The 12913-nt window shown below is 71.0% G+C and carries 16 protein-coding genes and 1 tRNA gene; 2 read left to right on the top strand and 15 right to left on the bottom strand.

Going from position 1 to position 12913, the window contains the following annotated elements:
* Window positions 1-30: 30 nt before the first annotated feature.
* From AC2XR2_RS22010 to AC2XR2_RS21990, 5 genes are all read right to left on the bottom strand, one after another.
* On the bottom strand, window positions 31-504 hold the full coding sequence (locus tag AC2XR2_RS22010) for a PPOX class F420-dependent oxidoreductase (RefSeq protein WP_330265856.1): 474 nt from the start codon (window positions 502-504) through the stop codon (window positions 31-33).
* A gap of 4 nt (window positions 505-508) precedes the next feature.
* Window positions 509-1108, bottom strand: coding sequence for a class I SAM-dependent methyltransferase (locus AC2XR2_RS22005; RefSeq protein ID WP_491516067.1), 600 nt, complete (start codon window positions 1106-1108; stop codon window positions 509-511).
* A gap of 46 nt (window positions 1109-1154) precedes the next feature.
* Entirely contained in the window at window positions 1155-1976 is an 822-nt protein-coding gene (locus tag AC2XR2_RS22000) for a YceI family protein (RefSeq protein ID WP_491516066.1), read from the bottom strand.
* An 89-nt stretch (window positions 1977-2065) separates the two neighbouring features.
* On the bottom strand, window positions 2066-4519 hold the full coding sequence (locus AC2XR2_RS21995; protein ID WP_463311447.1) for an MFS transporter: 2454 nt from the start codon (window positions 4517-4519) through the stop codon (window positions 2066-2068).
* An 85-nt stretch (window positions 4520-4604) separates the two neighbouring features.
* Window positions 4605-5111: a MarR family winged helix-turn-helix transcriptional regulator gene (locus AC2XR2_RS21990; protein WP_381303139.1), complete on the bottom strand. Its 507-nt coding sequence runs from the start codon at window positions 5109-5111 to the stop codon at window positions 4605-4607.
* Between the two features lie 195 nt (window positions 5112-5306).
* Here AC2XR2_RS21990 and AC2XR2_RS21985 point away from each other — a divergent pair, with 195 nt between their 5' ends.
* Window positions 5307-5510 carry a hypothetical protein gene (locus AC2XR2_RS21985; RefSeq protein WP_330265861.1) on the top strand — a complete coding sequence of 68 codons (204 nt, stop codon included), beginning with the start codon at window positions 5307-5309 and terminating at the stop codon, window positions 5508-5510.
* Between the two features lie 6 nt (window positions 5511-5516).
* On the opposite strand, the gene AC2XR2_RS21980 is transcribed toward AC2XR2_RS21985, so the two are convergent.
* From AC2XR2_RS21980 to AC2XR2_RS21945, 8 genes are all read right to left on the bottom strand, one after another.
* Complete coding sequence (locus tag AC2XR2_RS21980) at window positions 5517-6269, bottom strand: hypothetical protein (protein WP_491516065.1); 753 nt, start codon at window positions 6267-6269, stop codon at window positions 5517-5519.
* A gap of 54 nt (window positions 6270-6323) precedes the next feature.
* Entirely contained in the window at window positions 6324-7208 is an 885-nt protein-coding gene (locus tag AC2XR2_RS21975; RefSeq protein WP_020134018.1) for an RNA polymerase sigma factor SigF, read from the bottom strand.
* 326 nt (window positions 7209-7534) lie between these two features.
* Entirely contained in the window at window positions 7535-8371 is an 837-nt protein-coding gene (locus AC2XR2_RS21970) for an RNA polymerase sigma factor SigF (protein ID WP_491518478.1), read from the bottom strand.
* Window positions 8372-8565: 194 nt separating this feature from the next.
* A complete protein-coding gene (locus AC2XR2_RS21965) occupies window positions 8566-8859 on the bottom strand; it encodes a Dabb family protein (protein WP_381303137.1) in 294 nt (97 codons plus the stop codon).
* Between the two features lie 19 nt (window positions 8860-8878).
* On the bottom strand, window positions 8879-9055 hold the full coding sequence (locus AC2XR2_RS21960) for a hypothetical protein (protein WP_330265865.1): 177 nt from the start codon (window positions 9053-9055) through the stop codon (window positions 8879-8881).
* 101 nt (window positions 9056-9156) lie between these two features.
* Window positions 9157-9241: transfer RNA gene (locus AC2XR2_RS21955), tRNA-Ser, on the bottom strand.
* 57 nt (window positions 9242-9298) lie between these two features.
* Window positions 9299-9724, bottom strand: a complete 426-nt coding sequence (tadA, locus tag AC2XR2_RS21950; protein ID WP_381303135.1) for a tRNA adenosine(34) deaminase TadA — start codon at window positions 9722-9724, stop codon at window positions 9299-9301.
* 59 nt (window positions 9725-9783) lie between these two features.
* On the bottom strand, window positions 9784-10320 hold the full coding sequence (locus AC2XR2_RS21945) for a tRNA adenosine deaminase-associated protein (protein WP_330269676.1): 537 nt from the start codon (window positions 10318-10320) through the stop codon (window positions 9784-9786).
* Window positions 10321-11092: 772 nt separating this feature from the next.
* On the opposite strand from AC2XR2_RS21945, the gene upp reads away from it, so the two are divergent.
* Window positions 11093-11728, top strand: a complete 636-nt coding sequence (upp, locus tag AC2XR2_RS21940; RefSeq protein ID WP_123765058.1) for a uracil phosphoribosyltransferase — start codon at window positions 11093-11095, stop codon at window positions 11726-11728.
* 63 nt (window positions 11729-11791) lie between these two features.
* Here upp and AC2XR2_RS21935 read toward each other — a convergent pair whose 3' ends face one another.
* Together AC2XR2_RS21935 and AC2XR2_RS21930 are read right to left on the bottom strand one after the other, a co-directional pair.
* Entirely contained in the window at window positions 11792-12433 is a 642-nt protein-coding gene (locus AC2XR2_RS21935) for a LytR C-terminal domain-containing protein (protein WP_381303133.1), read from the bottom strand.
* A gap of 99 nt (window positions 12434-12532) precedes the next feature.
* Window positions 12533-12829, bottom strand: coding sequence for a type II toxin-antitoxin system VapB family antitoxin (locus AC2XR2_RS21930; RefSeq protein ID WP_003999914.1), 297 nt, complete (start codon window positions 12827-12829; stop codon window positions 12533-12535).
* Window positions 12830-12913: the final 84 nt, after the last annotated feature.

Raw genomic sequence — 12913 nt, 5'->3', positions numbered from 1 at the left:
CCCCCGACGAACGAGAAGCCCCCCACCCCCTCACGCGTCCGGCGAAGCCAACCTCGCCGGAAATCCGCCCGTAGCCACAGGACCCCACCGCTCCGGCGTGACCCGAATGATCGACTTCCCCTGCCGCACCATCGCCGAACGGTACTCGTCCCAGTCCGGATGCTCCCCCGAGATGTTCCGGAAGTACTCCACCAACGGCTCCACGGACTCCGGCGAGTCGATGACCTCCGCGGTCCCGTCGACCTGCACCCACGGTCCGTCCCAGTCGTCGCTCAGCACGACCACGCTCACCCGCGGATCCCGCTTCGCGTTCCGCGTCTTCGCCCGCTCGGGATACGTCGACACCACGATCCGCCCCGAGTCGTCCACCCCGCACGTCAACGGCGAGGCCTGCGGCGACCCGTCCCCGCGCCGGGTCAGCAGGATCGCCCGGTGCCGGGGGCGCACGAAGTCCAGCAGTTCGTCGAGGGAGACGGCCGTATTGCTCGCGATGTTCGGTGCCATGGAATCAGCCTAGTTGGAGCGCCACCGAGTTCCAGCGCACGGCGTCCCGCCCGAGTCCGTCCGCCCCCTCGGCCACGATCCGCAGCGGTCTCAGCCCGGCTTCCGCCCCCTGCCCGGCGACCTCCTCGGGCGCGATGTCGAACATCAGCCGGTCCGTCGGAGGCACACCGCGCCGCAGGGTGATCAGCAGCAGCCCGCCCGGGGCCAGCAGCCCGGCCAGTCGGCGCATCGCGCGCGGCCGCTCCTCCGGCCGCAGGTGCATCCACACCGCGGACAGCAGGACGACGTCGTACGGTCCCCGCGCACGACGGAGATCCGGCAGCGCGTCCGCCAGCCACCTCACCCCGCTGTCCGGATGCAGCCGCTCCGCCACCCCGCGCAGCTCCGCCACCGGCTCCACCGCGTCGACGGTGAACCCGCGCCCGGCCAGCGCCGCCGCGTCCCGCCCGGTCCCCGCGCCGACGTCCAGCACCCGCGCGGGCGCATCCGGCAACAGGTCCAGCAACGCCCCGTGCACGCTCTCGAACGAGACGCTCTCGTACACCTCTCCCAGCCGCTCCGCCGACTCGGCGTAGTAGCCCTGCACCCCCGTGATCGGCTCCATGCCCAAACCGTACGACCCACCACTGACAACGCCCCGGACGGCGCCCTCACCCCTGTGGCAGCGAATCCCCCTGCACGGCCTGCACATCGAGCTCGACCTTGAGCGTCGTCCCGATCGCGGCGATCCCCGCCTGCACGACCTGGTTGTAGTTCATGGCGAAGTCCTCCCGCCGCAGCTGGGTCGTGGCCCGGAAGGCCGCGCGGGTCCCGCCCCAGGGGTCGGCGCCCGTGCCCAGGTAGGCGAGGTCCAGGTCGACGGGCCGTACGACACCGCGCATCGCCAGCTCTCCACGCACCGTCCAGCGGTCCGTACCGGCCACGACCAGCCCCGTCGACCGGTACGTGATCTCCGGGTACCGCTCCACGTCCAGGAAGTCCGCCGACCTCAGGTGCTCGTCCCGCATCGCGTTCCCGGTGTCGATGGAGGCCGCCCGGATCACCGCCTCCACCCGGGACTTGGTCACGTCGTCCGGGGCGACCTCGATCGCCGCGGTGAAGTCGGTGAAGCGCCCGTGGACGCTGGAGATGCCCAGGTGCTGGGCGACCGCGCCCACGCTGGAGTGGGCCGGGTCGACGGTCCAGGGGCCGGGCGGCGGGAGTTCCGCCCCGCCGAGCCGGGCCAGCGTGACCGTGCCGACCTCGGCCCGCCCGCTCGCGGTGACGATCGCGCTGGAGGCGGCGGGCGCGTACCCGACGGCCGTGACGATGACGGTGTACGGCCCCGGCTCCAGCGGGGTCCCGTCCCGTACGGCGCCCTCCGCGTCCGCCTCCGCGCGCAGCACCTGCGTCCCGGTCATGTCGGTCACCGTGACGACCGCGTGCGACACGGCCCATCCGTCCCGGGTGCGGATCCTCGCGGTCAGTCCCATTTCACGTACCTCTCCAAGAAGACCGGCCCGTGGCGGGCGCGCACCTCCGCTCGGAGCGCGCTCCCCCGCCACGGGCCGGAGTGGGTGGACTACTCGCCGGGGTGGGCGAGTTCGATGTCGTGGCCGTCGACCGCCGGGCCGCTGACCGTGAGGGCCGTCGCCTGCGGCGGGTAGCCCGTGGCGATGACCGTGTACTCGCCGCCGTCCAGGTCGGTGAAGGCGTACGCCCCGTCCGTCCCGGTGGTGGCGGTGCCGACCACGTTGCCGGCCGCGTCCACGAGGGTGACCCGCGCGTCCGCCAGCGGGCCGTGCGGTGCCCGGACGACGCCCTGGAGGCGGGCGCCGGAGTCCAGATCCACCTCGATGCGGGTGACGCCGGTGCCGCCGACCTCGACGGGCAGGGCGCGCGGCCGGAACCCGGCGGCGTTGACGGCGACGGTCACGGCACCCGGCACCAGCTCGCCGAAGGCGAACTCGCCCTGCTCACCGGTGGTCCCGGTGGCCAGCAGATCGCCCCGCACATCGGTGACGATCACCATGGCGTCCTTGACCGGCTCCCCGTTCTGCGCGGCCCGCACGAGCCCGTTGAGCCCGCTGGTGCCGCTGAGGAGGACGTCGTAGGCCACCGGCTCGCCGCCCACGAGGACCGTGGACGCCTGCGGCTGGAACCCGTCCGCGGAGGCGATCAGGACGTACGACCCGACGCTCGGCGCCTCGACCGCGTAGGAACCGTCGGCCTGGGTGACCGAGCGGCCCAGCTGCCGTCCCGCGAGGGAGATCAGCGTGACCGCGGCCTGCGGGACCGGCGCGCCCTCGTTGCCGCGGACGAAGCCGCGGACCGGGATGCCGCCGGAGCCGTCACCGGACGCCTCGGGCCGGGCGAGGGTGGCCACGGCGGACAGCCGCTGGGTGCCGTCGGGAGCGGTCTCGGTGTCGGAGGTGGTGGTGGCCCAGCTCGGGGTGTGTGCCGCGGCCGGAGCCTCGGCCGTCTCCGCGGGCACCTCGGCCGGCGACTCGTCCGTCGCCGCCTGCGCCAGCGCGCCCCTGGTCCTCAGCGGGACCTCCTTGATGAACAGCGTGATCAGGAACGCGACGGCCGCGAGGGCGCCGGCGATCAGGAAGACGTCGGCGATGCCGTGGCCGTAGGAGCTCTCCATGAGGGTGCGGATCGGGGCCGGCAGCTTGCCCAGGTCCGGGATGCTGTCGGTGGAGGAGCCGGAACCGGCCAGCGCCGCCCGGTACTTGGGGTCGAGGGCGGCGACGCCGTCCGAGACGTAGTGGGTGATCCGGTGGGACATGACCGCGCCCAGCGCGGAGACGCCGACCGCACCGCCCAGGGACCGGAAGAAGGTGACCGTGGAGCTGGCCGAGCCGAGGTCGGAGGGGTCGACCTGGTTCTGGGTGCACAGCACCAGGTTCTGCATCATCATGCCGATGCCGAGACCCAGCAGGGCCATGAAGATCGACATCTTCCAGTAGGCCGTGTCGTACCGGATGGTCCCGAGCAGACCGAGCCCGGCCGTCACCAGCACACCACCGCTGACCAGCCACGCCTTCCAGCGCCCGGTGCGGGTGATGAACTGCCCGGAGACGGTCGAGGAGATGAACAGTCCGCCGATCATCGGGATGGTCATGACGCCCGACATCGTCGGGGACTTGTCGCGGGCCAGCTGGAAGTACTGGCTGAAGAAGACCGTGCCGGTGAACATCGCGACACCGACGAACAGCGAGGCCAGCGACGCCAGCGTGATGGTGCGGTTCTTGAACAGGCGCAGCGGGATGATCGGTTCGGCCGCCTTGGACTCGATCAGCACGAACAGCAGACCGAGGACGATCGAACCACCGACCATCGTGTACGTCTGCCACGACAGCCAGTCGTACTTGTCACCGGCGAAGGTGACCCAGACCAGCAGCAGGGAGACGGCGGCGGCGATGAAGGTCGCACCGGCCCAGTCGACCTTGACGTCCCGCTTCACGACGGGCAGGTGCAGGGTCTTCTGGAGCACGATCAGGGCGAGGACGGCGAAGGGGACGCCGACGTAGAAGCACCAGCGCCAGCCCAGCCAAGAGGTGTCGGTGATGACACCGCCGAGCAGCGGGCCGCCGACGGTGGCGACGGCGAAGGTCGCGCCGAGGTAGCCGGAGTAACGGCCGCGCTCGCGCGGGGAGATCATCGCGGCCATCACGATCTGCGCGAGGGCGGAGAGTCCGCCCACGCCGATGCCCTGCACGACACGGCAGGCGATCAGCATGCCCGGGTTCTGCGAGAGGCCGGCGGCCATCGAACCCAGCACATAGATGACCAGGGCTATCTGGACGAGCGCCTTCTTGCTGTACAGGTCGGCGAGCTTGCCCCACAGGGGGGTGGCCGCGGTCATCGACAGCAGGGCGGCGGTGACGACCCAGGTGTAGGCGGACTGGCCGCCGCCGAGGTCGCTGATGATGTGCGGGAGCGCGTTGGTGACGATCGTGGACGACAGGATCGCCACGAACATGCCGAGCAGCAGGCCGGAGATGGCCTCCATGATCTGCCGGTGCGTCATCGGGGCGTACTCGCCGGAGCCTCCCCCGTGCTTGGCGTGAGCCCGCACACCGGCTGGTGTGGTCGTTGCCATGGGCTTCCTTCTCTTACTTGGTGATCGCGGGTGTACGGGTGGTCTGTTCGTCTACGAGGGGTGCGGGCGGCCGGAGTTCGGGGCCGTGCGCGCGGGTGTCGTCGAAGCTCGCCCGCAGCCGTGCCATCAGCGCGGTCAGCTGGGCCACCTCGTCGTCGCTCCAGTCGCTCAGCCGCTCGGCGAGCATGAGGCAGGTCCGCCGGGACAGCTGGTCCAGGAGCGCCTGGCCGGCCGGCGTCAGCCGGAGGATGCGCGAGCGCCGGTCCGCCGGGTCGGGGGAGCGCTCGATCCAGCCGCGCTCGGCGACATGCGCCACATGGCGGCTGGTCACGGACATGTCCACGGCGAGCAGCTCGGAGAGCTTGCTCATGCGCATGTCTCCGTAGCGCCCGAGGAGGGTCAGCACGGCGGCGGAACCGGAGGGGCACTCGGACGGCATCATCCGCCCCAGCTCCCGCTTCACGGCACCGAAGGCGCTGAACTGGCGGATCAGCTCCTCGTATCGCGCCTGCTCGGCCATCACACCTCCCGTATTCGTTGCTTAGGGCAACCATAGGCGTGCTTGGTTGCTACAGGCAAATAAAACGGGGTGAGTACGGTATAAAAACTTGGCAAAGGCAAGTATTGCGAACGTAAACCAGCACGTGAGGCCCCCTGATACCCCCGTCAGCCCCGCACTTGGGCCCCACTGCCGGATTCGCTAGGGTCTCTGGGCATGGCTGACAACCAGGGCCCCCAGGGCAACTACGACCCCGCCGGCAGCACCCAGATGTTCCGTGCCTTCGTCGACGAGGGTCCCCAGGGCGGACGGCAGCAGGCCGCCGCTCCCGCCTCCGCCGGCCCCCGCGTGGGCCTGATCATCGGCGTGATCGTCGCCGTCGCGGTCGTGGCCGCGGTGGCCTGGCTGGCGCTGAAGTAGGCGGACCTACCTCCACCGGACGGTGACGTCCCGCGTCTCCACCCGCATGCCCACCGGCACGCGCCACGCGTCGACGCACACCGTCCAGGTCCTCACCACACGCGCGTCGGCATCGATCGGCACCGGGAGTCCCGCCGTGGACTCCACGGTCGCCCAGTCGATGCCGAGCGCGCCGATGACGTGCGTCCCGAAGGTGACGGCACCCGAAGTCACCGGCAGGCCCCCGGTGTTGCGGAACTCCAGGGTGACGTCCTCGCACCAGCGCTGGTCGGTCGCCTCCCGGACCGGCTCGGACCAGCCGAGCGCCGCGGGTTCCGGGGTGGCCTCCGCGGAGGGGGAGGCCGAGGGGGTACGACCGTCCCCGGCGCCCTCGGTGGACCGCGCGGGCGCGCTCGTGGCACCGCCGACGCCGGCCGGCCCGCCTGTCCCGGGAGCGCCGCCCGGCGCAGTGGCCGCCGCGCCGGCATCCGGCGATCCGGCCGAAGCGCCGCCGGGGGAGGCGGAGTCCGCCGGTCCCGGGCCCCTGCCCGGCCCGGACGGCGTCCCGGGGAGCGGCACCAGCGTCACGTCGCCCGTCGGCCTGACGGCCGTACCGGAAGAAGGGGACGGGCCGCCCGCCGCGCCCGTGGCGACGTAACCCTCACCGGTGCCGCCGCCGCACGCGGCCAGGGCCGTGCCGAGACAGACGACGGCCGCCGACGCGCCGATCAGGGCGCACCGACGGCCAGGTGTCCAGGTCGTCCGGGGTGAGCGAGGCATCGCGCCATGGTGGCTGACGCCCCGTCACATGGGAACCCCCGTGCGGGGACGGGATCAGTCGGAGATGAGACCCTCGCGCAGCTGGGCCAGCGTGCGGGTGAGCAGGCGGGAGACGTGCATCTGGGAGATGCCGACCTCCTCGCCGATCTGCGACTGGGTCATGTTGGCGAAGAAGCGGAGCATGATGATCTGCCGCTCGCGGGGCGGCAGCTTCGCCAGCAGGGGCTTGAGGGACTCGCGGTACTCCACGCCCTCCAGGGCGGTGTCCTCGTAGCCGAGGCGGTCCGCGAGGGAGCCCTCGCCGCCGTCGTCCTCCGGGGCCGGGGAGTCCAGCGAGGAGGCGGTGTAGGCGTTGCCCACCGCGAGGCCGTCGACGACGTCCTCCTCGGACACGCCGAGCACCGAGGCGAGTTCGGCGACCGTCGGGGAGCGGTCCAGCTTCTGGGAGAGCTCGTCGCTGGCCTTGGTGAGGGCCAGGCGCAGCTCCTGGAGGCGGCGCGGGACGCGGACCGACCACGAGGTGTCGCGGAAGAACCGCTTGATCTCGCCCACGACCGTCGGCATGGCGAACGTCGGGAACTCCACGCCCCGTTCGCAGTCGAAGCGGTCGATCGCCTTGATCAGGCCGATGGTGCCGACCTGGACGATGTCCTCCATCGGCTCGTTGCGCGAGCGGAAGCGGGCGGCCGCGTAGCGCACCAGCGGGAGGTTGAGCTCGATGAGGGTGTCCCGGACGTACGCGCGCTCGGGGCTGTTCTCGTCGAGTGCGGCGAGCCGCAGGAAGAGGGAGCGGGACAGGGTGCGGGTGTCGATGGCTCCGGACGCGGCCGGCAGGGCCGGGGTCGGGGCGGCCTCGACAGCCGGGACGTCGATGAGCGCGGGCGCAGCCTCGCTCTTCGTGAGCGTGAGCACCTTCGAGCTGCCCTGGTCTGCGGACATGCCACCCCCTTTGGGTCGCGGGACGGTACGGCGGACGCTCCGTCGAGGAACGTCAGCCTTCACCTGAATACCGGAGCCGAAGCCCTGGCAAACGCGCTTCCGGAAGAATGTCACATGTCGGCAACACGCTGTAGTGACATGTCGACATGTGAGACTCGAATCCGCCCTGGATAAAGGGGGTCTGACGGTTTTTCGGCACAGAAGTGTCGGGAACGGCGCCGGTGAGCGATTCGCTCGCGCCGGTTACGCCTCGACAGTGCTTGCGAACTGCGGTGTTACGGAACGTGCGACCGTGCGCCCCTTATGCATCCGCTATGCGCCCGGAACTACGCGTCGATCCGATTGGCGGAGCGCAGTCGCTGGAAGCTACGCGCGAGTAGCCTCGAAACGTGCATCTGTGAGACGCCGAGTTCCGCGCTGATTTGCGACTGGGTGAGGTTGCTGTAGTAGCGCAGGAGAAGGATTCTCTGTTCGCGCTCGGGCAGTTGCACCAGCAGATGCCGGACCAGATCGCGGTGCTCCACGCCGTCCAGGGCCGGGTCCTCGTAGCCGAGCCGGTCCAGGAGCCCGGGCATCCCGTCGCCCTCCTGGGCCGCCTCCAGCGAGGTGGCGTGGTACGACCGTCCGGCCTCGATGCAGGACAGCACCTCGTCCTCGCCGATGCGCAGCCGCTCGGCGATCTCGGCGGTCGTGGGGGTGCGTCCGAAGGCGGTCGTCAGGTCCTCGGTGGCGCCGTTGACCTGCACCCACAGCTCGTGCAGCCGGCGCGGGACGTGGACCGTGCGGACGTTGTCGCGGAAGTACCGCTTGATCTCGCCGACGACGGTCGGCATCGCGTAGGTGGGGAACTGCACACCCCGGTCCGGGTCGAAGCGGTCGATGGCGTTGATGAGCCCGATGGTGCCGACCTGGATCACGTCCTCCATCGGCTCGTTGCGGGAGCGGAACCGGGCGGCCGCGTAGCGCACGAGCGGGAGGTTGGCCTCGATGAGCGCCGCCCGCACCCGGTTGTGCTCCGGCGTGCCCGGCTGGAGCCCCTTCAACTGGCCGAAGAGCACCTGGGTGAGCGCCCGGGTGTCGGCGCCGCGGCTGCGGGGGGCCGCCTCCTGGGGAGGGGCCGCCTCCTGGGGAGGCGCGGTACTGGCCGACACGGTCAACGCCACCTCTTCGTTGGTCAACTCATCCGTCAAAAGCGGTCATAGCATCACAAGACATGTGCACTGTGTGCAAGCACCGCATAACGTTGGGTTACGCCGTGTTGAGGGGCAGGTCCGAGCAAGTTCGGGCGCAAGACGCCGAAAAGCCTCCTGCCGTTCCCGGCGGGAGGCTTCGGATCTGGGGCTCAGTACGTTCGGGCTCAGTACGCGTAGTCCGCGACCACCCAGGTCGCGAACTCCTTCCACAGCGCCACGCCGGCCTGGTGATCCGGGTGCTCGGCGTAGGTCCGCAGCGCCGCCACGTCCTCGAAGCCGGAGTTGATCGCGAAGTCGTAGGCGATGGGGCGGTCGCTGATGTTCCAGCCCAGCTCCCAGAAGCGGATCTCGGGGATCTTGCCGTCCAGGGCGCGGAAGGCCTCGACGCCCGCGACGACCCGCGGATCGTCGCGCTCGACACCCTCGTTGAGCTTGAACAGGACGAGATGGCGGATCATGGGCGTTCCCTCGGTTCGGTCAGTGCGCGCCGTCGGCCAGCCAGGTGAAGAAGTCGCCCACGGCCTTGGCGGCGTCCGATATGCCCTGGAACCCTATCTGCACGTAATCGGCGGCCTTGGCCGGGTCCGTGATGATCACGTACAGGACGAAGACCACGACCAGATAGACGGCGATCTTCTTACCGTTCACCGCCACCGCGGCCTCCCCCGCTTCTGCTGTTGCTTATGGGGCGCGAGTGTAACCGGGGTGATCAGTACGCATGAAGGGCCCCGTCGTCAGACGGGGCCCTTCTCAAGCGGTAGCGGAGGGATTTGAACCCTCGGTGACTTGCGCCACACTCGCTTTCGAGGCGAGCTCCTTCGGCCGCTCGGACACGCTACCGAGGGAGACCTTACAGCAAGGTGGGGCGTGCTTTGAAATCGGTAATCGGGGGTCTCCTCAGCGGTCCCGGAAGAACTCCGTGAGGAGCCGGGCGCATGCGTCGGCGAGGACTCCCCCGACGACCTCGGGGCGGTGGTTGAGGCGCCGGTCGCGGACGACGTCCCAGAGGGAGCCGGCCGCGCCCGCCTTCTCGTCCCGGGCGCCGTAGACGACCCGGTCCACCCGGGACTGCACGATCGCGCCCGCGCACATCGTGCAGGGCTCCAGCGTGACGACGAGCGTGCAGCCGGTCAGCCGCCACTCGCCGAGCTCCGCCGCCGCCCTTCTGATCGCGAGGATCTCGGCGTGCGCGGTCGGATCGCCGCCGGCCTCGCGTTCGTTGTGGCCGGCCGCGAGCACGGTCGTACCGTCCGGGGACAGGACGACGGCGCCCACCGGGACGTCCGCGCCCGCCCTGCCGGCCTCGTCGAGGGCGAGCCGCATGGCGGCCCGCCAGCGGTCCCGGACCGGGTCCGGGGCGCCGTCTTCTGCGGTCGGTGCGGTCAGCGGACGGTCTCCAGCACCTCCGAGGCGCCCAGGGCCTCGGCGATCTCGGTGAGCGCGTCCTCGGACAGGGACTTCAGCTCCTTCTCGGTGACGCCCAGGTCGTCGAGGACCGCGGCGTCACCGACCGGACCGTGCGGCACGGCCTCGGCGGAGCCACCGCCGCTCTCGGCGTCGTCGTCCTCGTCGTCCTCACCGTCCTCGGTGCCGTCGAGGTCGAGGGCGTCCAGGTCGGGGTCGTCGTCGCCGGGCTCCCTTCCGAGCAGTTCGTCGGTGAGCAGGATCTCGCCGTACGAGCTGCGGGCGGCGGCTGCGGCGTCCGAGACGTAGATACGAGGGTCTTCCTCACCGTCGATCCGGACGACGCCGAACCACGCGTCCTCCTGCTCGATGAGGACGAGCACCGTGTCGTCCTCGGCCGCGGCTTCCCGGGCGAGGTCGGCCAGATCCGACAGCGTCTCCACATTGTCGAGGAGCTCTGTGTCGCTCGCTTCCCACCCGTCTTCGGTGCGCGCGAGCAGTGCGGCGAAGTACACCGTGACTCTCCCACTGGTCATAGGCGTGCCGGTTGGGGGTCCCCCCGGCGGAGGTGCGGGCGGGGAGAGCTCGGCTCCGAGCCCCACCCACTCGGAATCGTGGCAGAAACAAGGCGTTCAGGGGACGTCTTCGGCACCCTGTGTCCGGTGGTTTTGATCGCACGCGCGTCGGCACGTCGGTGAAGGAATCACCAGCGCACTCGTCGCCGCCACGAGCGGGATCGTACGCGGCTTTTCCAAGGGCCTTCGCACGGCCACCTGTTCAGCGCACCGCGCGGGCGTCGCCGACGCGGTTCCCGGGCGCCTCGGGAGCGTGGACTTCCTTACCAGCGGAAGGTCCGCATACGCATCGCGTGCCGCAGCCGGGCCACCTTCGCCCGGCGTGGCTGGACCCGGTCGCGCAGCTCACGGGCCTCCGCGAGGTCGCGCAGGAACTGGGCGCGACGGCGGCGGCGCTCGGCGTCGGTCTCGCCCGAGTCGCGGGGGCCGCTCGGGTCGCGGGGACTCGGGTCGCGGGGCCCCGGGTCGCGGCGGCCGCGCGCGTCCTGGGGGCCGCGTGGCTCTTGGGGACCGCTCGGGTCCCGGGGTTGCCCGGGCTCTCCCGAGCCCCTCGTGCGCCTCGGTCGCTGTCGTGACGGTTTCCGCCCGGATTCGCGCTCCGGCAGGTCAGGCATAGGCTCACCACCCTGTTGTCCGTCCCTCCCACTTTCCCTCGGACGGGCGGTTTGACGCCAGCGCGAACGGGGCGGTGGTGCCGGTTACTGTTGTGGACATGCGTCTCCACGTCGTCGACCACCCCCTGGTCGCCCACAAGCTCACCACGCTGCGCGACCAGCGCACCGACTCCGCGACCTTCCGCCGTCTCGCCGACGAGCTGGTCACCCTGCTCGCCTACGAGGCCACGCGTGACGTGCGCACCGAGGCGGTCGACATCAGGACGCCGGTCGCCGCGACGACCGGGGTGAAGCTGTCGTACCCGCGGCCGCTGGTGGTGCCGATCCTGCGGGCCGGGCTCGGCATGCTGGACGGCATGGTCCGGCTGCTGCCGACCGCGGAGGTCGGCTTCCTCGGCATGATCCGCGACGAGGAGACCCTCCAGGCCACCACGTACGCGGCGCGCATGCCGGAGGACCTCTCGGGCCGTCAGGTCTACGTCCTCGACCCGATGCTCGCCACCGGCGGCACCCTGGTCGCGGCGATCCGCGAGCTGATCAAGCGCGGCGCGGACGACGTGACCGCGGTGGTGCTGCTGGCGGCGCCGGAAGGCGTGGAGATCATGGAACGCGAGCTGGCGGGGACGCCGGTCACGGTCGTCACGGCAGCCGTCGACGACCACCTGAACGAACACGGCTACATCGTGCCGGGCCTGGGTGACGCGGGAGACCGCCTGTACGGCGCGGCCGAGTAGCGGCTGCAGGTCGGTGGGCGCGGGCGTCCTGCACAGTTCCCCGCGCCTCCGACCTACCTGAACTCAGCAGCTCTTCTTCGAGGCAGTGGCGGCGGGCTGCGGATGGGCCAGTGCCGTCAGCGCCTTGTCGGCGGCGGCCCTGGGGTTGAGGCTCTTGAACGCCGACCCGATGATCAGGTCGACCTCCGCCCCCTTGCGCGCGTCCGTACGGGTCTCGGCGGCGGCGAGCTGCGTGCCCAGCACCGGCAGGGACGTCTTCAGCGCGGAGGCAGGACCGAGCAGTATCCCCGTGCCCTTGACCTTCTTGTCGTAGGCCGCCGTCGCGTTGCCCACGTCCCCGATCCTGAAGCCCCGCTTCTTCAGCTCGTCCGCGGTCTTCTTGGCGAGGCCGCCCCGCTTCGTGGCGTTGAAGACGTTGACGGTGATCTGGCCCGGCTTCGGGTAGGCGGCGGCAGAGGGGGACGCGCTCGCCTTGGTCCTGGCCGCGCAGTCGGCCTTCGGGCCCGCCGCCGACGCCTGGTCCCCGCCACCCGTGAACACGTCGATCAGCTGGAGCGTGCCCCAGCCGACCAGGCTCAGCGCGGCGACGGAGGCGACCACGCCGAACACGAGCCTGCCGCGCCGCCGGGGCCGACGCATCCGGGGGTACTTGTCGCCCGTGATCCGGTACTTACCGCCCATGCCGGGGGGCGTCAGCATGCTCATGGGCGCAGCGTAGTGCGCTCCGGCGGCAATGCCTACTAGATGATCATTGACCCGCGCGCAGGAGAACCCGAAAGGGTCAAACCTTTACAGCGCGGTCACTCAGTCCAGCTCGAGTACTCGCGCGTGCAGCACCTGTCGCTGCTGGAGCGCCGCCCGCACCGCGCGGTGGAGGCCGTCCTCCAGGTACAGGTCGCCCTGCCACTTCACGACGTGCGCGAACAGGTCGCCGTAGAACGTCGAGTCCTCGGCGAGCAGGGTCTCCAGGTCGAGTTGGCCCTTGGTCGTCACGAGCTGATCGAGGCGGACCGGGCGCGGTGCGACGTCCGCCCACTGCCGGGTGCTTTCCCGGCCGTGGTCGGGGTACGGCCGGCCGTTTCCGATGCGCTTGAAGATCACACGGAAAGCCTACCGGTCAAGACCTTCCGGGCGCAGCCATGGCGGGCGAGTGCGACGCTTGAAAAAATGCCCAAAACCGGGGCA

Source organism: Streptomyces sp. LS-MS-L19 (genome assembly GCF_058382285.1).
This window is presented reverse-complemented; position numbering and strand designations above follow the sequence as displayed.

Coding starts and splice junctions, on each gene's coding strand:
- AC2XR2_RS22010 (WP_330265856.1), bottom strand. CDS start 504: ATGGCACCGAACATCGCGAGCAATACGGCCGTCTCCCTCGACGAACTG.
- AC2XR2_RS22005 (WP_491516067.1), bottom strand. CDS start 1,108: ATGGAGCCGATCACGGGGGTGCAGGGCTACTACGCCGAGTCGGCGGAG.
- AC2XR2_RS22000 (WP_491516066.1), bottom strand. CDS start 1,976: ATGGGACTGACCGCGAGGATCCGCACCCGGGACGGATGGGCCGTGTCG.
- AC2XR2_RS21995 (WP_463311447.1), bottom strand. CDS start 4,519: ATGACGCACCGGCAGATCATGGAGGCCATCTCCGGCCTGCTGCTCGGC.
- AC2XR2_RS21990 (WP_381303139.1), bottom strand. CDS start 5,111: ATGGCCGAGCAGGCGCGATACGAGGAGCTGATCCGCCAGTTCAGCGCC.
- AC2XR2_RS21985 (WP_330265861.1), top strand. CDS start 5,307: ATGGCTGACAACCAGGGCCCCCAGGGCAACTACGACCCCGCCGGCAGC.
- AC2XR2_RS21980 (WP_491516065.1), bottom strand. CDS start 6,269: ATGCCTCGCTCACCCCGGACGACCTGGACACCTGGCCGTCGGTGCGCC.
- AC2XR2_RS21975 (WP_020134018.1), bottom strand. CDS start 7,208: ATGTCCGCAGACCAGGGCAGCTCGAAGGTGCTCACGCTCACGAAGAGC.
- AC2XR2_RS21965 (WP_381303137.1), bottom strand. CDS start 8,859: ATGATCCGCCATCTCGTCCTGTTCAAGCTCAACGAGGGTGTCGAGCGC.
- tadA (WP_381303135.1), bottom strand. CDS start 9,724: ATGCGGCTCGCCCTCGACGAGGCCGGCAGGGCGGGCGCGGACGTCCCG.
- upp (WP_123765058.1), top strand. CDS start 11,093: ATGCGTCTCCACGTCGTCGACCACCCCCTGGTCGCCCACAAGCTCACC.
- AC2XR2_RS21935 (WP_381303133.1), bottom strand. CDS start 12,433: ATGAGCATGCTGACGCCCCCCGGCATGGGCGGTAAGTACCGGATCACG.